13 protein-coding genes are annotated in these 19,307 nt (G+C 51.0%); 2 read left to right on the forward strand and 11 right to left on the reverse strand.

What is annotated here, in order from left to right; genetic code table 11:
* On the forward strand, window positions 1-389 hold a 389-nt coding region (locus CLFS41_RS09055; RefSeq protein ID WP_045092098.1), incomplete at its 5' end, for a DUF4397 domain-containing protein.
* A gap of 105 nt (window positions 390-494) precedes the next feature.
* On the opposite strand, the gene CLFS41_RS09060 is transcribed toward CLFS41_RS09055, so the two are convergent.
* The 6 genes from CLFS41_RS09060 to CLFS41_RS09085 form a co-directional block, all read right to left on the reverse strand.
* The gene (locus CLFS41_RS09060) at window positions 495-1,010 is read right to left on the reverse strand and encodes a hypothetical protein (protein ID WP_045092099.1); all 516 of its coding nucleotides are present in this window, start codon (window positions 1,008-1,010) and stop codon (window positions 495-497) included.
* Window positions 1,003-2,025 (reverse strand): DUF1700 domain-containing protein, encoded by a 1,023-nt coding sequence (locus tag CLFS41_RS09065; RefSeq protein WP_048930213.1) that lies wholly within the window; start codon window positions 2,023-2,025, stop codon window positions 1,003-1,005. The genes CLFS41_RS09060 and CLFS41_RS09065 overlap by 8 nt, the downstream gene beginning before the upstream one ends.
* Window positions 2,018-2,338 carry a PadR family transcriptional regulator gene (locus tag CLFS41_RS09070; protein WP_007858976.1) on the reverse strand — a complete coding sequence of 107 codons (321 nt, stop codon included), beginning with the start codon at window positions 2,336-2,338 and terminating at the stop codon, window positions 2,018-2,020. Before CLFS41_RS09070 ends, CLFS41_RS09065 begins: the two co-directional genes overlap by 8 nt.
* A 219-nt stretch (window positions 2,339-2,557) precedes the next feature.
* Window positions 2,558-3,649, reverse strand: coding sequence for an anaerobic sulfatase maturase (locus CLFS41_RS09075; protein ID WP_007858977.1), 1,092 nt, complete (start codon window positions 3,647-3,649; stop codon window positions 2,558-2,560).
* A 15-nt stretch (window positions 3,650-3,664) separates the two neighbouring features.
* Window positions 3,665-6,367 carry an EAL domain-containing protein gene (locus CLFS41_RS09080; RefSeq protein ID WP_045092100.1) on the reverse strand — a complete coding sequence of 901 codons (2,703 nt, stop codon included), beginning with the start codon at window positions 6,365-6,367 and terminating at the stop codon, window positions 3,665-3,667.
* A gap of 235 nt (window positions 6,368-6,602) precedes the next feature.
* Entirely contained in the window at window positions 6,603-7,955 is a 1,353-nt protein-coding gene (locus tag CLFS41_RS09085) for an FAD-dependent oxidoreductase (protein WP_045092101.1), read from the reverse strand.
* 207 nt (window positions 7,956-8,162) lie between these two features.
* On the opposite strand from CLFS41_RS09085, the gene CLFS41_RS09090 reads away from it, so the two are divergent.
* Window positions 8,163-11,078 (forward strand): EAL domain-containing protein, encoded by a 2,916-nt coding sequence (locus CLFS41_RS09090; protein ID WP_045092102.1) that lies wholly within the window; start codon window positions 8,163-8,165, stop codon window positions 11,076-11,078.
* A gap of 29 nt (window positions 11,079-11,107) precedes the next feature.
* Here CLFS41_RS09090 and CLFS41_RS09095 read toward each other — a convergent pair whose 3' ends face one another.
* The 5 genes from CLFS41_RS09095 to CLFS41_RS09115 form a co-directional block, all read right to left on the reverse strand.
* Window positions 11,108-12,307 carry an MFS transporter gene (locus CLFS41_RS09095; protein ID WP_007858983.1) on the reverse strand — a complete coding sequence of 400 codons (1,200 nt, stop codon included), beginning with the start codon at window positions 12,305-12,307 and terminating at the stop codon, window positions 11,108-11,110.
* A 165-nt stretch (window positions 12,308-12,472) separates the two neighbouring features.
* Window positions 12,473-13,711, reverse strand: coding sequence for a TolC family protein (locus CLFS41_RS09100; protein ID WP_242856810.1), 1,239 nt, complete (start codon window positions 13,709-13,711; stop codon window positions 12,473-12,475).
* A gap of 15 nt (window positions 13,712-13,726) precedes the next feature.
* Window positions 13,727-14,878: a TolC family protein gene (locus CLFS41_RS09105; protein WP_045092103.1), complete on the reverse strand. Its 1,152-nt coding sequence runs from the start codon at window positions 14,876-14,878 to the stop codon at window positions 13,727-13,729.
* Window positions 14,875-17,910, reverse strand: coding sequence for an efflux RND transporter permease subunit (locus tag CLFS41_RS09110; RefSeq protein ID WP_045092104.1), 3,036 nt, complete (start codon window positions 17,908-17,910; stop codon window positions 14,875-14,877). Before CLFS41_RS09110 ends, CLFS41_RS09105 begins: the two co-directional genes overlap by 4 nt.
* Window positions 17,907-18,971 carry an efflux RND transporter periplasmic adaptor subunit gene (locus tag CLFS41_RS09115; RefSeq protein ID WP_007858991.1) on the reverse strand — a complete coding sequence of 355 codons (1,065 nt, stop codon included), beginning with the start codon at window positions 18,969-18,971 and terminating at the stop codon, window positions 17,907-17,909. The genes CLFS41_RS09110 and CLFS41_RS09115 overlap by 4 nt, the downstream gene beginning before the upstream one ends.
* Window positions 18,972-19,307: the final 336 nt, after the last annotated feature.

Here is a 19,307-nt window from a genome sequence, read left to right on the forward strand (position 1 = left end):
GGCCTCAGCCGCCCAGACCCCAGCCGCCCAGACCCCAGCCGCCCAGACCCCAGCCGCCTAGACCTGACTGGTCATGGAATTGGGGCGTGCTTTTGCCGGGAAATGTTTTCCCAATCACCACTGCACGCGTCAGATTCTATAACGCCGCGGTCCGTGAGCCGGTGCAGATCTACGTAAATGACCGGCTGGTTGTCTCCAACCTGGATTTCCTGAACTTTACTCGTTTTTATAATGTGGCACCGGGACGCTACCGCATCACGGTTTACCGAAGTTCCAACCTGCGTACACCCCTTGTGGATACCTGGATGAATTTCCTTCAGAATAATTCTTACACCGTTACCCTGGCCGGCTCCGGCTCCAATTTCTGGCTTGAGTCAATGGCATTTTAAAGACCCCTGAACGCTCAGCCATCTTATGTTCTAACTCCACCCGGGAAGCTCTTGTGAAAGTTTCCCGGGTGCTTCATCTATTTGTAACTGGAAAACCGGCCCATATCATCTCACAAAACGGATGGAATCCACTGAGGACGGATTAACCAGGATCTTGATCTCTTTGATGGTCTGTGTGCGGTAAGTGCTGATCTTTCTGTCCTTTAGATCTGCCAGTATCTGATCCTTGCATTCCATAAATATTTTAAAATCATCGGAACTGTCTCCTATGTATGAATAATAGATACCGGCCGATTCATTTTCCGCATAATCGAGAAACGGCTTTACAGCTGCCGCATTATAGGTAACCTGGAAACGGATGGTGTTTTCCGGTACATCCGGTGACTCCACCAGTTCTTCCTGCCCGGAATGAGATCCATAGTGATTATAAACCGCCAACTTCTCCTCCCGGGGTTCAAAGGCACACTCAAATTCTTCCGTTTGCATGTCCACGGTTCCTGCATCCTTCTCTCCCATATAGGCAAAAGAAGATACCTCAGAAAAGGCAAGTCCGGTCCCTGCCCCGCTCAGAAAAACACCGGTGCAGAAAACCCCGATCATAATCATTTGTAACTTACGCATGCCGTACCTCCTTCAGTTGTGTTTCTTCCTTCTGGTCATCCGTATCCCGGTCATCTGTTTTCCGCCCACTTGCTTCCTTTCCCTTTTTATGCAGACGCAGAAAGCTGACGCACAGGTATGTAAAGGATACGCCGCAGAGGATAAGGCCTAAGCTCATCAGGCTTGTGCCCATGAACGGAAATCCCTGGGACAGCCAGACCGCTGCAACTCCAAACAGGAACAAAAAGGCCAGTGTGAAAACAGCACTGATCAGGGCCAGGAAGATCATGCAGCAGTTCCAGCACCACCGGATACCCCACAGGACCGTAAACAGGACCAGGCGGAGACAGTATCCCATCAAGGCTCCTATGGAGCGGCATATCTTTCCCGGCCACTTTTTAAAACCGGAAAGACAGGAAGTCCTCCCGGCCCTCGTCCCGGATACAGTATTCACCGCACCAGGCATTACACCGCCGTATACTGATCCTGCACTGTCAGGTATCCCATCTTCTCCGCCTGGTGCCGCCTGTCCCTCACTGAATATGGAACCTGCTTTTCGTTTGGACATGGGCAGCAGCGTCCGGATCCCGGATCCGGTCCTGCTCCATCTCCCGGCATGAGCAGGGCGCTCCCCCTTCCATGGCCTGGACAGAGCCGCCTTGGCCCTGACGATCCCTTTCTTTGTCTTTCCCCAACAAAGGGCCAGGAACCGCCCGGCGGCCTCCCGTCCTTTCCGGAAAAAGCCGGACACTGTATACAGCAGCTGTTTTCCCTTTTTCGCGGCAGCCTTTGTACCCTTTTTTACTTTTAATGCCCCGGCTCCCTTATATTCCGGATTAACATGGTACGCCTCCAGTATCTCCCCTGCCAGCTCCCCTATATGGCCGAAATCGCGGATAGCGTCCTCCTCACTTAGTCCATTCTCAATCTTCATATCAATGTGCTGCGAATATTCTTCCAGGATATCCTGCTGCTCCTTCTCATCCAGGATGGCAAGGTATCCTCCCAGTTCCTCTAAAAATTCTTTTTTATTCATCCTTCTGCTCCTTTAAAAATACACATACCTTTTCCTGAAATTCATTCCACTCCTGCTCCAGCCGGTCACGGTACAGCACACCGGCTGCTGTTATATGGTAATATTTTCTGGGGGGGCCTTCCGTGGATTCCCTCAGATAGGTCTCAAAATACCTCTCATTGGTAAGGCGCTTTAACAGCGGGTAAATGGTTCCTTCATTTACATCAATCACCTTTGATACCTCCTCCACCAGTTCATATCCATACATGTCCTTTTTCCTGACAGATTCCAGCACAACCAACTCAAGGACCCCTTTTTTAAATTGTGGATTCATGGCCGTCCTCCTTTAGATACTATATTATACATACTACTATGCAATGTCAAGTACTATAAAATACTTAACATTTTCTTAAAGACCGTCCAATGCTTTATCAGGCGGATAAGATAGAACTGAAAAAGGGCCCCTAAAGGCCCTATTATGAATGTCTCCTGATACATCTGTCAAGCGCTATATATTTGAACCGATATTATTTACCACACAGGCCACAGCGCCTTATCTCATCCTTCCCATCCGGTCAAGGGCATAATCAAAGAACATCTTGTAAGACCGGCAGAAATAGTTCCTGCCCGATGCACTCTCCTCCCGCACCCTGCGGCATCCGCCGCGGCACAGCGGGAAATAGCGGCAGTTTTGGCACTCCTCATCTATGTTATGTGAACTTTCTATAAATTCCCTGGCCTTTTCCCTGGCACGGTAGTCAGCGAAATCATCCTCCATAACATTTCCCAGCCTCCATTGGTCCAATACATAGAAATCACATGGATACACACTTCCGTCCGCTTCCACCACATGCTGGACACTGCACTGCCCCCGCATGTCGCACGCTTCAGGCGGATATCCCCGAAGGATCCCCAGATAATTGTCAAAGGTGCGGATGGAAACAATCCTTCCATGAAGATAGTCATCATACCACAGATCAAACAGTTCACACAGAAACTTCCCATATGCCTCCGGCAGCAGGGAGTATTCCTCGTTTCCCTTCTCCTTCCCGATCGGATCCAGACAGGGAATGAACTGGAGGTAACGGAAATCATTTTTACGGTAAAACTGATAGATTTTCCTCACGCTCATGGCAGTGGCCTGATTTACAACGGTCAAAATATTATACTCTGCCTTGTAGCGGTCAAACAGCTCAATCGTCTCCATGACCTGGGCAAATGAATCCTTCCCGTCATAGTTCTTTCTGTAACGGTTATGGGTGTGTATGGTGCCGTCCAGGGATATCCCTGTAAGGAAATGATGCTTTGCCAGGAACTTTACCCATTCCTGAGACAGCTGGTATCCGTTGGTCTGTATGTAAAAACTCACATCCAGGTTCTTATGGTTATACTGTTTTACCAGCTCCACGAACTCCTTGTAGAACTCCAGTCCGATCATGGTGGGTTCTCCCCCCTGGAATCCAAAGGAGCACTGGCCTGCAGCATAGTCAAGCGCCTTCTTTATCAGGGTTTCCCGTATCTCCCCGGACATGAATCCATAGGACGGGATCTCCCGCTTGCTCATCAGGTCGTGGTAAAAACAGTAGGTGCAGTTTAAATTACACATGCCTGATGATGGTTTGATCAATAAATTCAAGGCTGGCATATCATTATTCCCCTCTTATGATTTTAAATATTTTTCTTCATACTCACTGGTGGGGATGGGTTTGCTGAACAGATATCCCTGCACCAGTTCAACTCCGCAGGAGCGCAGCGCTTCCAGCTGTTCCTCTGTCTCGATCCCTTCCGCCACCACCTTGATCTGCATCCCTTTGCAGATACTCACTATATTCTCCACCACGGAACGGGCCCTGGAACTAAGGGCCACGTCATCCACCAGGCTTTTGTCCAGCTTAAGCACGTCAAACTCAACCGTGGACAGCAGGGCCAGGTTGGCGTACTCCGTCCCAAAATCATCAATGGCAACGATAAATCCCTCTTCCCTGAGACTGCGGATCAGGGCTTTCAGATCCACGCCATCCCCTTCACGGGCCGTCTCTGTCAGTTCAATTTCCAGATACCGTTTATCCACGCCGTACTGCCGGCACAGCCTGTTTAAGCGGTCTACAAAATCGTGCTGGGACAAGGAGCTTCTGGAAAAGTTCACCGACACAGGGAGGGCCTGCTTTCCCTGTCTTGCCCACTCCTTAAGCTGGGAACAGGCATACTCAAATACATAAAAATCAATCTGGCTTATGGTCTGGCTCTCCTCCAGCAGAGGAAGGAAATTGCCGGGCAGGATCAGGGATCCTGAATAAGGCTGGTAGCGGATCAGGGCCTCCGCCCCCACGGCACAGCAGTCAGATGAGGATATCTGAGGCTGAAGATATACCACAAAACGCTCCTGACAGATCTCTTCCTGCAGCACCTTTGGATCAGACAGATGGAGCACCTGGTCATTATGGTGGCGGTATCGGTGGGAGGAGGGATTCCTGCGGTAGAAATCCTTCTTATCCTCATACATCTTTGCATCAGCCTTTGCAATGACCTGCTGGAGGTTAGCGTACTCCTGATCCCACTGCGCCCCAATGGCAGCCTTGCACAAGGGGTTCAGCCTGAAATGATGGCGCAGATCCGCCACCCTCATGTCAAAGGTTTCCTGGTCGATCCCCGGGCAGATGATGACAAACTCATCCCCGCCGATCCTGTAATAATTGGAATCCCTGAATACCTCCCTCATCTGACAGGTGCATTCCACCAGCACCTTATCCCCATAGGCATGGCCGTGCTCATCATTGATATCCTTAAGGCCGTTCACATCCAGGTACACAATACCCATTGGCCCCGAGCGGCCGGATAATGCAGCGGAGTCCTCAATATACCGGTTGCGGTTGTAAAAGGAGGTAAGCATATCATAATAGCTCATATGGGAAAGCTGCTGTTCGCTTTCCGTACGCTGGTAGGCCAGCATAAGGAAATAACACAGGGTCTGCAGCAGGGACCCGATGCTCCGTATCCGCTCCGGCGGCGGGTTGTCCACTCCCAAAAGTCCTCTGAAATTCCCGTTCTGTTCCATGGGCGCGGCCACCAGGCTGCGGATACCCTGGGAACTCAGCAGTTCATATTCCTGGGGATAGCTTTCCTTTATATCTTCTATGTTCTCAAGTATGACACACTTCTGGCTGTTGAATATGGGCACCCAGCGTTCAACGGAGGACAGTGGGACACCCTGCAGGTTTTCTTTCTGGGAGTCAATCCCGTCTTTGCACCATTCAAAATCATTATACAGCAGACCGTCTCGCAGCATGGCCAGATAGGAACGGTCCGCCGAGAGAAAGCATCCCAGGTGTTCCAGCACCATGGGGGCGGACAGCGCCATGTCAGGCTGCCTGTACATGATACGCACACACTCCATGACCATCTGTTCCGTGTCCAGGGTGTTCTTAAGCGCCTGCTTTTCCGCTTCCGCTTCCGTGATATCAAAAGCGATCTCTATCCTTGCAGGGCGGCCGTCCCACTGCAGCAGCCGGTCCTTCAGCAGATAATGCTTCTTTGTAATGGGGTTTGTAAATTCCCAGGTATAATTCTCTCCAGGCACCAAAAATGAAGTGGTGCAGAATTCACAGGGATGGTCCAGACCCTGAAGGACCTTATAACACTTCTGTCCCCTCAGGTCCGTTACCCCAAATGTTTTCCGTCCGGCCTCGTTCAGGAAGAGAAGGTCATTGCTCTCCACATCACTGACATACAGAAGTTCCGAAATGGCATCCATCGGCGCACGCAGGTCCTCGGACATGCGGTCCAGATGTTCGCTCCTGATCCGGTTGGCATCCTCCGCATCCGTCAATGCCTTCTGGCGCTGTTTCTGAATACGGCCATACCACACCAGAAAAAGGGTCAGGATGATAACCGCCGCCCCCAGAATAAAAAATCCCTGTTCCGCCCGCTCCACCTGCTGCTCTGAATACTCCTCCGCTGCAGAAACCGTGCGGTCGGCCAGCTCAAAATACGCTTCACTGAGCCTGTAAAGTTCTGTCTTGTCTGTCCCCTGCCGGACCTGACGGATCTCATCCTTGATCTCTTCCCACTGATCCTGCATCTGGGCGATCAGTTCCTGAAATGCATCGTTCTCCAAACGCAGGAGGCCGTTATCTCCCTGGCCGGTGGCCAGTTCGTTTAAAATCCCATCCAATCTGGCAATGAGGGCATCATTATGCTGTCCGTTCATTTCCTGTTTGATCAGTCTCTGGGTCGCCCCCCTCACTACGCCGGTATAATTGATGATCCGCGCATTCCCCTGCAGTCCATGGATGGACAGGATGGAGAGGACACCGGAGACAAGCAGCGCTGCAGCCAAAAGCATGGTTACGATTCGCTTTTGCATAATACTGTCCTCCGTACCATAAATTATGTAATTTCTTACCACTCACATGAATACCATTCTACCACAGATCGACAATTAAGTCCATGGAATACAGACAAAGCGGCGCCGGTATCAATCACTGACTGATACCGGCGCCGTCCTGTTTATTTATGCGTTAAAGCAGCTGTTCCCAGCATATCCTTTTTAGCAGGGGGGATTTCAGAATCCCGGTACGCTTCAGCTCCTGTACATCTCCTTATACATGTCCTTTCCCTGATTTTAAGTCCCCTGTGGCCGGATTATCCGTCAGATGCCCTTTTCCGTCAAAGCGCGAGCCATGACATGGACAGTCCCAGGAATGCTCAGCTTGATTCCATTTCAGCGCGCATCCCATATGGGGACAGCGGGGAGTTGACAGGGTTAAGAGATTCTTTGCCGCCTCCAGCCCGTTGGCTGCCAGCTGCGGCCTGAGCATGGTCCTGGACGGGGAAAATACCGCTTCATAAGGATTCTTCTTTCCCATGACCATATCCGTAAGCACCATGGCGGAAACCATGGAGGACGTCATCCCCCATTTGTTAAATCCGGCTGCCACCAACAGGCCGCGGGTGCGTCTGGAATACCGGCCGATATAAGGGACATGGTCAAGGGTCATACAGTCCTGGGCGGCCCACCGGCAGCATTCCCGGGCATCCGGATAATGATCGGATGCAAACCGTCTGAGTTCCTCCCAGTTTCCTCCCGTCTTCCCCGTTCGGTGTCCGCCTCCGCCGACCAGCAGCAGATCCTTATAGTTGCGCAGGGACAGCCCTGCAGGCGCCGCATCCACATACATGCCCTTCAGATCCGGCCCATGTTCCAGGGCGATCACATAGGAACGGTGCTGGTACATTTTCAGGAAATAACTCCCATGCTTATTGATAAAAGGAAAATGGGTGGCAACGATCATATGATCCGCTGTAACAGTCCCCGCGTCAGTCATCGCCTTTCCCTCTGCCAGTTCCCTTACCCTTGTGTGTTCATAAATGTTTAAGCCGCCGGCAATCCCTCGGATGAATTTTATGGGGTTGAACTGGGCCTGATCCGCAAACCGCACGGCCCCGGCCACCGGGAAGGGAAGGGGCGGATGCTTTACAAACTCCGATGGAAAGTGAAGTTTTCCCAGGGTATCCAGTTCATCTTCCATCTCCCGCGTGTCTTTCAGGGAATATACAAAGGCGTCCCTTTCTTCAAGATCACAGTCTATTCCCCTGCACAGGTCCTTATATCTGCTCAGGGCATCCTCATTGGCGTGAAGGTACATTGCCGCCTTTTCCATGCCGAATTCCTTTACCAGCTTGTGATAGATCAGGCCGTGCTGGGATGTGATCTTGGCAGTGGTGTTCTCTGTGATCCCTCTTCCGATGGTATCTGCCTCAACCAGCACATAGTCCACTCCCGCCCGGTCCAGCATATAAGCGCATAAAAGTCCGGCCATGCCTCCTCCGATCACAAGCACGTCTGTCTTTAGATCCGTCTTCAGACGTTGAAAAGCCGGACGCTCTGCACAATCACTCCATATAGACCCAGCCGTTCTGAAATCTTCCCTGTTTATCTGCTTTTCTGCCATTGCATCTGCCTCCCTGTAACAGCCGTTTGGAATACCCTTGTCCACTGAGGGTAGTATACCCACAAATGCTTTGGGGATTCCTGCAGTATGGATTCTAAGAAACATTTTAAAGCTGTGGTTTTAACCATCAGATTGTTATTTAAAGGAAACTCTGATATAATTATGGAAGATTTTTGACTTATCATATTGGAAGAAGGTGAAGTCCCCATGCGCCGTATTGCCCATCGAATCCTAGTTCAGATCATCATGGTCCTGTCATTGTGCCTTCTGACGCCTGACGCTGTCTTTGCCCAAACCGCTGAACCCCAAACCGCTGAAATCCAAACCCATGAAACCCAGACCATACAAGTGGGCTATTATGAAGACGGGGATTATATGTCACTGAACCAGCAGGGGGAGTATGTCGGCTACAACATAGAATTCCTCCAGGAAATCGCCAAGCAGTCCGGACTCAGGTTTGAAATCGTGGATGCCGGGAGCTGGAATGCGGCATATCATATGCTTGTGGACGGGGAGATCGATCTCCTTCCTTCCGTCTATTTTTCAGAAGAACGGTTAAATGAGATCCTGTTTGTAACCCAGCCCATGTGCAGCATCTATACTACCCTGAATGTGCGCATGGATGATGAGCGCTATGACTACGAGGACTTTAAAGCGTTTGAAGGCATGAAAGTAGGGATCATCAAGGGAGGGATCGATGGCGTCCGTTTCAGGGAATTCTGCGCGGAACATCAGATCACCCTGGATATCATTGATTATGAGGAGACAGGCGAGCTATTGTCCGCCCTGGATCAGGGTGTCCTGGACGGTGTGGCGATCACCCATCTTGGCAAGAACAGTTCCTACCGCAGCGTTGCCCAGTTTTCCCCCAGTCCCCTGTATTTTGCTGTGACAAAGAAAAATCCCGGACTGCTGGATGACCTGAACAGGGCCATGAACAGCATCCTGTTAAACAATCCCGGTTACAGTACGGATCTCTATGACAAATACCTTTCCCCCAGCACCAACCAAAAGCCTGTGTTTACCAGGGATGAGAGACAGTACATGGCGCAGGCCGGTCCTGTGGTCGTATCATACGATCCCGGATTTGCCCCCCTGTCCTATCAGGATAAAAATTCCGGCGAGTTCAGGGGTGTGGTTTCCGACATTTTCCATTTTATTGAGAGCAACAGCGAACTTTTCTTTGTTTATGAGGCGCATCCCCAGTCGGAGGCATTGGAGCTTCTGTCCCAGGGAAAGGTGGATGCCCTGTGTGTGTCCGATGGGGATTACCTCTGGGACGGAAGGAACCACATCAACTCCACCCTTTATTACCTCAGCTCTCCCACCTCCCTCATCACACGGAACAATTCCGCAGTTCAGGAGGTCCTGGCCCTTCCAAAGGGATATCAACTCTCCGAAGAAGTAGCAAAGGATTTTCCCAATAGTGTGATCCACTACTTTTCATCCATACGGGAATGTCTGGATGCAGTGCATCAGGGTAAGGCGGACGCAGCTTACCTTAACACCCAGGCGGCCGGATCCTTCCTGGATGATATATATTACAATGATATGAACGAGACCACGCTGAGCCGGTATACCAACAAACTGTGTATCGGCGTCTCCTCCAACGCGGATCCCCGCCTGTATTCCATCTTAAACAAATGCATCCAATACCTGCCCGCGGAACAGGTCGATGCATTTATGATCAAAAATTCCGCGGACGCAAAGGATATAAGCCTGGCTGAATTTGTGGAGCAGCACACCTGGCCTGTGATGGGCGGAGTGTCCCTGATACTTGGCATCATCATTCTCCTGGTGAGTTATAATCTCAGAAACGCCCTGCGCAGCAACCGCAGGATCCAGGAATTGCTGTACAAGGATGAGCTGACCGGCCTGGACAGCATGAACGGCTTTTATGGCAAATGGTCCGCCCTGACATCAAACAAAAAACAGCACGGTCTTGCACTGCTTTACGGAGATATCCGTCAATTCAAGCTTATCAATGATACCTTTGGATTTGCCATGGGAGATAAGGTGCTGCTTACCTGCGCCAGGGTCCTGTCTGAGGCCTTAGGCCCCAAGGAGTGCTGCGGGCGTATATCCGCGGACAATTTTGTACTGTTACTGCAGTACCAATCCTGGGAACAGCTCACTTTACGCCTGACCGCCTGCGTTGACAAACTGGACCAGTGGAGAAAGGAAGAAACAGAAATTCCCAACCGGATCCATGTTGTCTTTGGGGTTTACCTTACCGGCCAGGCCGAAGATCCGGACATCCATCAGATGATGGATTTGGCAAACTATGCAAGGCGCCATGCCAAAAACACACCGGGAAGTTTTGCCGTGCTGTATGATGAGCAGATGCGCAGGGCGGCCGTTGTGGCCGGACAGCTGGAAAGCAGCCTGGATCAGGCCCTTTCCTGCAATGAATTCGAGGTGTATTACCAGCCCAAGGTATCCATAAGGGACGCACAGGTGATCGGCAGCGAGGCGCTGATCCGGTGGAACCATCCGGAAAAGGGATTTCTCATGCCGGGAACCTTTATCCCTCTGTTTGAAAAAAACGGTATGGTAAAAAAAGTGGACTTCTGGCTGTTTGAGACAGTCTGCCGCACCATTCAGTCATGGAAGCAGCAAGGGATCCGGCTGTTGCCTGTTTCCTGTAATTTCTCAAGGCTGCACTTTATAGAACCGGACTTTCCGGAACAGGTCTGCCGCATTGCCGACCTCTATGGGATCCCTAAAAATCTTCTGGAGATCGAGATCACGGAGAGCGCTCTTCTTGAAGATTCCGATACCATTGTCTCCATGCTTCCCCGGCTGAAGGAACTGGGATTCCTGATTTCCATTGATGATTTTGGCTCCGGCTATTCTTCCCTGGGACAGCTCCAGCAGCTGACCGCAGATATCCTCAAGCTGGACCGAAGCTTTGTGTGCCACGGGGTTGCCGGGATCCGGGAACAGATTGTGCTGCGAAACCTGATCCAGATGGCAGGTGAACTGGGAATGACGGTCATCTGCGAGGGCGTGGAGAACCGCACCCAGTCCCAACTGCTTCAGGCAATGGGATGCCGGTTCGCACAGGGCTTTTATTTCCACCGCCCCATGCCCCAGGCTGATTATGAAGAGCTGCTATCCTGACTATAATCTTGTTCAGACAAAAACAGGCCCTATACTGCAAGGCCTGTTTTTGATTTCCTGCTGCCCATGATCCCCAACAGCAGCAGGACCGGGAACACCACCGCTGCCAGGATCCCCTTTCTCAGATCATCTCCAAAATAGCCGGACACCACCCCCACCAGTGTGGGGCCCCCGGAACATCCCAGATCCCCGGCCAATGCTAAAAAGGCAAACATTGCAGTGCCTCCCCGTTTCACTGAGGCCGCGGCCATGCTGAAGGTGGCCGGCCACAGGATCCCCACGGACAAGCCGCACAGGGCACACCCCGCCAGACCAAGGACAGGGACCTGAAGCAGGGAAATGCACAGATAGGACAGGATGCACAGAATGCCGCTGTAGATCATGAACCGTTCCAAATTGATCTTGTGGCCGAACCTGCCGTAAAAGGCCCTGGAGGTTCCCATGAGAACAGCAAATGCCATGGGACCTGCCAGATCCCCCACAGTCTTGCTCACACCCAGTCCCTTTTCGGCAAACGTGGAAGCCCACTGGCTTACAGACTGTTCGCACGCTCCCGCGCAGACCATCATCAGCATCAGGATCCAGAAGATCCTTTTGGAGAAAAGCGCCTTGATGGTAAGCCCTGTCTCATTTTCCGGTGTAAGGGGCGCAATGGGTACCTTTGCAAATACAAATGTATTTAAAAGGGGAATCACCGCCCATATAAGGGCCATTGCTTTCCAGCTGCCAATGCCGAAAATCCTGAAATATATGGTGGAACACAAAACCACACCCACATGGCCCCAGCAGTAAAAAGAATGGAGCAAACTCATGGCCTTTTCCTTATTGTCCGTGGGGCAGGCTTCCATCACAGGGCTTACCAGGACCTCAAGGAGCCCGCCGCCCACCGCATATACCATGACCGCGATCAGCAGACCCGCAAAAGGGTCCTCAAACACCTCCGGCAGAACGGTCAGGGATACCAGTCCTGCCGCCACAAAGATATGGGCAAGCATCATGGACGCCCGGTAGCCGATCCTGTCCACAAACCCAATGGAAACCAGGTCCACCAGCAGCTGGAGGATAAAGTTAATGGTGACCAGCATGGTGATCTTACTCAAGGGAATCCCATAACTGCCCTGAAAGGTCAGGAACAGCAAAGGTGCAAAATTATTTACAATCGCCTGTACCACATATCCGGTAAAGCAGGCATACACTGTTTTGTTATATCCGTTCTTCATATACTTCATAATACCCCTTTTTCTCTATTCGGCATTTTACATTATATCACAATATCCTTTCGGTATCTTGTGTTTTTTTAGCCAATCCTCCTTCTTCGCTGATCCGCCTTTTTATGTGCCGAAAATCTCCCCATCCCCTCACTGATCCGCTCCTTGGCAGCAGCTCCCCCTCCTCTATGCTTCAATGTCCGCGATTCCCAATACGGCCCAGTCATATGCATCCATGGCCTGGGTAAATGCCAGATCCGCGGATCTGTATTCCGCTGTTCTTTGGATATAATTCATCTGCTCCCTTAAATATTCATCCTGGCTCAGCATTCCAATACTGTACTTCGTATCCGCATTCTGTTTTTCCCTGCCTGCCTTCTCATATCCTGTTGCAGCAGTTTCCAGGGCTTTCTTTTTCTGCTGCACCGAATCATACAGACTCTTCATCTTGCTGGCCAGCTTCTGTTCTCCCTCCTCCATGGTACGCAGCTTATAATTTGAACTGGAGGTGGATGTCGCCTGCAGGGAATGCCTGTCACTCATCAGTGTATCATTATTTCCAATGGCCTTTCTTGTATCTTCTTCCAGATTGATCCCATCTGCCCGCTTCGTATCGGCTGCGGGAATTTCCGCGATCACCATCCCTCCGTTTGTATCCCTTCCCACCGAGAGACAGATAGAGTCATAGAGACCTGCCATGCTTTCATCCGTGGAAGCAATGGACGCCTCTGCGGACTGTACCTGGTTCAATGCCTTTAATACGTCCGCCTGCGTTCCCATTCCCGCCTGTTCCCTCACAACCGCAAGCTCATACTGTTTCTGATAAAGTTCCCTTTCCTTTTCAAGGGTATCTCTTTCAAGCCTCATGGTTTCATAAGAGATCACAAGGGATTGGGTTGCCACGGTCATCTGCCGTTCGATTTTTCGCTGGCTGCTGGTACTGGAAGCAGACTGCATACTATCGTACATTTTTTGGTAGGATTTAGCCGCGGACTGATAGATGGCCTCTTCCGCTGCATAGTAGGAATACTGCTGCGCGTCCCCGCTGTCTTTTGCATTTTTCTTATCTGTGGCCACACTGTTTTTGCCGAACTTCATTTCTGCCCATCCGTCTGCGTACTGCTCCAGTGTCCTGTTATAGGCGGATACCGCCTCCTGGACAGAAGGGTTATAGTTTCTGATCATATCCTGGATTTCCGAGTACTCCAGCACTTGATCCTTCAGTTTTTCATTTTGTTCCTCTCCCAGATATTCCTGAACCTCCCCCTCATCACCTGGGCCCTGTTTATTTTTCTGTGCCTCCTGCTGTACTTCCTCCTGAGCCTCTTCCATGTCCGCCCATGCTGTCCCGGCATGGCAGAAGGAGGAAACAGCAGTAATTCCCAGCAGTATCAGATACATCGCCCATTTCCTCTTTTTAATCAACCGCCTCACCTCCTGCTACTCTGCCGCCGCCAGACCATTGACCGCCCACTGGTAATTCTCCATGGCTGTCATCAGGCTCAATGCAGCTGTTTTTGAGGTAATCTGGCTGTTGTCCCTGGCGTGCACCTGTTTTTCATATTCCAGCCGGGTCATCATACCTGCCTGAAGCTTGCCGGCCGCTATCTGTGTATTGGTTTCCTCCAGCTGTGCCTGTGTAAGCGCCTGCTGGTATGTGATCCTGGCGGACAATACTGATTTATAAGCACTGGACAGGGACGCGCCTATCTGCTTCTCATTATTGGCAATGGCAGTCTTAAGGCTGTCGGATGTGGTCTGGCTCTTGGCATTCTCAAGCTTCCGTCTGTTGATCTTTAATGTGTAGTTGTTTTCAAGCGCCTGGTTAAGATCCTTCTCCGGGTCCATGCTGTCTATCCTGCTCATATCCAGTTCCGGCAATTCCCCTATGACGGGGCTGTCATTATAGTTCCATCCCAGCAGCACAAGCAGAGTCTCTTTTGTGTTCCGTATCTCCGAACCCAGCTGTTTAAGCTCATCTTCAGCGGACTGTACGGCTTCCTGTGCGCTCAGAACCTCCACCTGGGTTATGGTGCCTGCGGCGTATTTTACCTGGGCAAGGCTGTAATCCTGCTTTGCTTCCTCCAGGGACGCCTCCTTCTGCTGCTGTTTTAAAAGCTGTTCATAATAGGAGATCATTTTTGACTGGGCCGTGACCACCAGGTTCTTTTCAGCCTGCTCGTAAGTCAAAAGATAGATCTTACTGTCCTCCAGGCTTTCATCCGCCTGTTCCATCATATTGTCCCCCAGTATCTGAAGGTTCAGATCCGACATTCTGGAACTGGCATCATCCTCTCCGGACATATCATTGTAATAATCCTGGGCCAGGTCATAGTATGCATCCGCCACCTCCGAATTGGTATCCCCGTAATCCTCCCTGAATTTCTGATAGTCATACTGGTTATTCTGTACCGTTGCGTTATATTCATGGATCAAGTCCGCCAGTTCACCATACTCAATCACGTCATCTCTAAGTTTTGCCCACTCCTCCCCGGTCCTGGCAAATTCCGGGCTTGCAGCCCAGGCAGGCCAGGGCCCTGTAAGCCCCAAAGCGGCGGCCAGGGCGGCGGTCATCATTTTATACCATTTCATGTTTCACTCTCCTGCTTTGTTTTTCCACTCATCATCTTATAATAAACAGGCAGCATCAAGAGGCACAGGATTGTGGACGCGGTCAGGCCGCCGATATCCACCACCGCCAGTCCCTGGGTCATGCTTCCGGAATTTCCCAAAGCCATGGCCATCGGGATCATGGACAGCACGGTTGTCAACGTTGTCATCAAAATAGGACGTATACGTGTGGCGCCTGCCTCTATCAATGCCGTGTCCATATCCATCTCCCTGCGGTATTGGTTGGCCGTATCCACAAACAGGATTCCGTTGTTGACAACCGTACCTATGAGCATCAGGAATCCGATCAGGGATACCATGCTTATCTTACAATTGGTCAGATACAAAAGTCCAAATGCGCCGATCAGGCTGAATGGAATGGTGGTCATGACCATAAATGAATACTTGGGCGATTCAAACTGGGCTGCCATCACCACGAAGATCAGGAATACTGCTGTGCCGATCGCTCCGAACAGGGCTGAGAACTCTTCATTCATGGACTGGTCCATGGAGTTCAGGCCAATGGTCACGGTGCTGGTCAGGTTGGGGGTGACCACCTGGTTTTTTATCCGGTTCTCCGTGTCCCTGTCGGCCTGTTCCGTATATTCGCCTGTGATGGTGACCAGGTACTGCTTATCCTCCCTTGACACGGTGGCCGGACTGTCCACAAACTTTACATCTGCCAGGTCAGTCAGTGCCACGGAACCTCCGTTGGATGTAGTCAGTACAATTCCTTTTACCTGGTCAATGGTTTTATATTCATCATCCGCATATTCCACCCTGACCTCAATGTCCTCACCGTCCACTTCAATCTCCGTTGCCTCCACACCGCCGATCAGGCTGCTTACCGTACTGCCGATGGCCGAAGCTGTCAGCCCCATGGACTGGGCTTTTAATGCGTCCACCCTCACTTCCACCACCGGGGAGGAATTCTCAATATCGGAATGGATCTTGGTAACGTCATCCCGTTCCATCAGCTCACTGACAATATTGGATGACACCTCTTTCACTGCGTCATAATCTGCGCTCTTTAGGATCACTTCATAGCTCTCTCCAAAGGAGGACATCATGCTCATGGAAGAACTGACATCCACGGTAATATCACAGTTTTTAATTTCCGACAGCTCCTGCTTCCACAGATTGGCCACCTCTGACGTGGACATATCCCTGTCATCTTTGAGATAGGCCGTTATGCTGGCTGAACTGCCGCCCATAAGAGAACTGCCGCCATAGGAAGTCATGTAGGACTCCAGGTTGGGGTTCTGTACGATCACCTGCTCAATCTCCTGCAGGATGGCATCCACCTTCTCCGTTATAAGCCCCGGCCTTGTATCCACCGATATGCTGACCTCACCCTGGTCATCGGAAGCCATCAGCTCCATATCCAGCTTTGTGGCGATTAAAAGCGAGAATGCCAGAAGCCCCAGAGATACGCCCAGAACTGTTTTTTTCCTGTGAAGAAGCTTTTTCATTAAGATCCGGTACCCCTCCTGCATGCGGATCACTGGTCTGGAAAGCGGAGCATTTTCACGCTCCCTGGGCTTATACATCATATAACACAAAGGTACTACCGTGATGGCTGCCACCAATGAGGCCACCATACAGAAAACAATGGTGAACCCCAAGGGCTTAAACATCTGACCGGTCATTCCCTCCAGAAATGCCAGCGGCAGGAACACTACGCAGGTGGTGGCCGTGCCCCCCAGTATGGAAGCCCAAACCACATTGGTCCCCTTCAGCGCATCCTCCAGGTATTCCACAAACCCTCCCCGCTTTTTATCCGTGGCCCTGAAACAGCTCTCCAGGACCACGATGGAGTTATCCACCATCATGCCTACCCCCAGGGTCAGGGCGCTCATGGTAATGACGTTCAATGTGAAACCCATGAGGTTTATAAGGATCAGCGCTGCCAGTATGGATACCGGAATAGAGCTTCCTACGATCAGGGATGCCTTTATGTCTCCAAAGAACAGCCATATGACAGCCATGGATATCACAACAGCCAGAATCAGGGTTTCAGCAACGGACAGCAGGGATTCCATAATGGAGTCCGCCGAGTCACTGACCGTGACGATGTTCAGGCTCCCGTTCTCCATGGTCAGGGTTTCAATGACCTTCTTAACCTCATCGGACAGACCCACGGATGTTGCGCTCTGCTGCTTTGTGATGGAAACAGAGACAGTCTCCTGACCGTCATACCTTGCAATGCTGTCACTGTCCTCCGTGGTGGTATACACATTTGCCACGTCCTCCAGATAGACAGCGCTTCCGTCCTGGGTGGTCAGCGGTATCTCCTTTAACAGTTCCACCGTATCATATGTAAGACGGGTGGACACAGACAGCTTCTGGCTTCCTACCCGCGTATCGCCTGCCGGATAGGACAGATCGGCCGCCTTTATGTCGGAGGCGATGGACGACATGGTCATCTTATACTGGCTCACCTTTTCCGGGATCAGCTCCACCTTCACATAGTCCTTTGCGCCTCCCCGCAGGTTCACATCCGCCACCACGGAGATCTTCTCAAACTCCGGCACGATCTCATCTTCCACATACGCGTACAGGTTATCCTCTTCCGGGTTATCAATGGAAAGGGTAATATCCGGCTGGGAGTCCATGCTCATCTCCATGATAGTGGGGGTATCGGCCCCATCCGGCAGCTGGCTGGACACCAGATCGATCTTTTTCTTCAGGTCATCATATGCCTCGTCCGTATCTGTTCCGTATTCATACTCCAGCATGACCATGGAACTTCCCTCGCTGGAGCTGGAGGTAATGGATTTCAGACCGCTTAAAGAGCTGACCTGGTCCTCAATTTCCTTTGTCACCAGTTCATCAATATCCTCCGGGCTGGCTCCTGAGTAGGTCGTCATGACCATCAGCATGGGCATATCCATATCCGGACTCAGTTCCAGCGGTGTGCCGGTTACGGAAGAATACCCGAAAAAGATCAGGCAGAGGATACACATGACCGCTGTGACAGGCCGGTGCAGGACATACTTTGTTAATCCGTTCATTGTCCGTCCTCCTCCTGATTTTTCAAGATAACCTCCGCCCCTTCATACAGCTCGGAGCTCCAGGTCGTCACCACTTGATCATCCAGTGTCAGGCCGGATCGCACCTCCATGGTATTGGAATCATATATACCGCTTTCAATGTCCCTTTTGTGTACTTTTCCGTCTGTATATACATAAACATAGGGTTCTCCATCTTCATAATAAACAGCATCCACCGGTATGGTCATTGCATTGGTGGTCTCTTCTGAAGTCACATACAGCTTTACCTCTGAACCGGTGGAAAGGAAGGTGTCCTCATCCATGCTGGCCTTGACCTTGTAAAGCCCTGTTGTTTCATCCGCCATGGTGCTGATCTCATAGATGGTCCCCTGGTAGGAGCCGCCATCCTTTTCCACCTGTATGGTATCCCCCTCCTGAAGGTATCCACGGATCCTCTCTGTGGCTGAAAAGGATACCACCCTGCTGCCTCTTCCCGAAATAACACAGATCAGGTTGCTCTGGGAAACTGTGTCATACGGCTCCATATCGCAGATCTCCACCAGTCCGTCTATAGGCGCCGTGATCTGGCTGTACTCCATCTGTGTTTCATAGGAGTACTTGGCCTGGTTATATGAAATCTCAGCGCTGGTAACATTATCCCGGTACTGTTCATATTCCTGATCAGAAATCCCTCCGCTGCTGTATAAGATCTGCTGCCTGGCCAGCTCCTCCCGGGCCTGTTTTAGGGACAGCCCGGCGGAATCCATACTGCTTTTTGCCGTCTCCACCTGTTTGGTATCAATGGTACAGATCACCTGCCCCTGAGCCACTATATCCCCTGCTTTTACATTGACAGCCGTTACATCTCCCGATGCCTTCGGATATATGTACACCACATCGGACGGCTCAATCTTGCCGATCAGGCTGGTAGTCAGCCTGATATCCCCCATGACGGGCTGTTCCGCTTCCATGACAGGCGGCGACACCGCCTGAGCAAACTGCTTGTTTCCCAATAACCGGGGAATCAAAACAGCACACAATACCACCACAACCACTGCTCCTGTTATAATCTTTTTCTTCATTGTCCTCTCCTCACTTATCACTTATATCCAACTGCCTCATGCTGTTTTCCAGATATGACAGTTTTTGACTGAACTTCTCCATGATGTCCTTCTTTTTCATCCTGCCTGTAAAAAAGAGCTGCAGGGATATAAAAAGTGACCCGTAGCATACCTCCTGAATCGTGTCAAACATCTCCGGTCCTGAATGTTTGATCTAGGCATATATTTCCTTCCTTTCATATTTTGTGTACTCTCGGCATCTCCCCGGCACCCATCTTTGGGGATGAGATTCCAGGAGTGCACGTTTTGGTTTATGATAGCACACCAAAATAAATTTTCGTTCAACCCAGGATGAAC

Origin of the sequence: Clostridium sp. FS41 (assembly GCF_000954015.1) — a bacterium.
In the GTDB taxonomy this organism is placed as follows: domain Bacteria; phylum Bacillota; class Clostridia; order Lachnospirales; family Lachnospiraceae; genus Enterocloster; species Enterocloster citroniae.

What these genes read in the sequence shown, in the direction of transcription:
- CLFS41_RS09060 (WP_045092099.1), bottom strand. Translation starts at nt 1,010, where the DNA reads ATGCGTAAGTTACAAATGATTATGATCGGGGTTTTCTGCACCGGTGTT.
- CLFS41_RS09065 (WP_048930213.1), bottom strand. Translation starts at nt 2,025, where the DNA reads ATGAATAAAAAAGAATTTTTAGAGGAACTGGGAGGATACCTTGCCATC.
- CLFS41_RS09070 (WP_007858976.1), bottom strand. Translation starts at nt 2,338, where the DNA reads ATGAATCCACAATTTAAAAAAGGGGTCCTTGAGTTGGTTGTGCTGGAA.
- CLFS41_RS09075 (WP_007858977.1), bottom strand. Translation starts at nt 3,649, where the DNA reads ATGCCAGCCTTGAATTTATTGATCAAACCATCATCAGGCATGTGTAAT.
- CLFS41_RS09080 (WP_045092100.1), bottom strand. Translation starts at nt 6,367, where the DNA reads ATGCAAAAGCGAATCGTAACCATGCTTTTGGCTGCAGCGCTGCTTGTC.
- CLFS41_RS09085 (WP_045092101.1), bottom strand. Translation starts at nt 7,955, where the DNA reads ATGGCAGAAAAGCAGATAAACAGGGAAGATTTCAGAACGGCTGGGTCT.
- CLFS41_RS09090 (WP_045092102.1), top strand. Translation starts at nt 8,163, where the DNA reads ATGCGCCGTATTGCCCATCGAATCCTAGTTCAGATCATCATGGTCCTG.
- CLFS41_RS09095 (WP_007858983.1), bottom strand. Translation starts at nt 12,307, where the DNA reads ATGAAGTATATGAAGAACGGATATAACAAAACAGTGTATGCCTGCTTT.
- CLFS41_RS09105 (WP_045092103.1), bottom strand. Translation starts at nt 14,878, where the DNA reads ATGAAATGGTATAAAATGATGACCGCCGCCCTGGCCGCCGCTTTGGGG.
- CLFS41_RS09110 (WP_045092104.1), bottom strand. Translation starts at nt 17,910, where the DNA reads ATGAACGGATTAACAAAGTATGTCCTGCACCGGCCTGTCACAGCGGTC.
- CLFS41_RS09115 (WP_007858991.1), bottom strand. Translation starts at nt 18,971, where the DNA reads ATGAAGAAAAAGATTATAACAGGAGCAGTGGTTGTGGTGGTATTGTGT.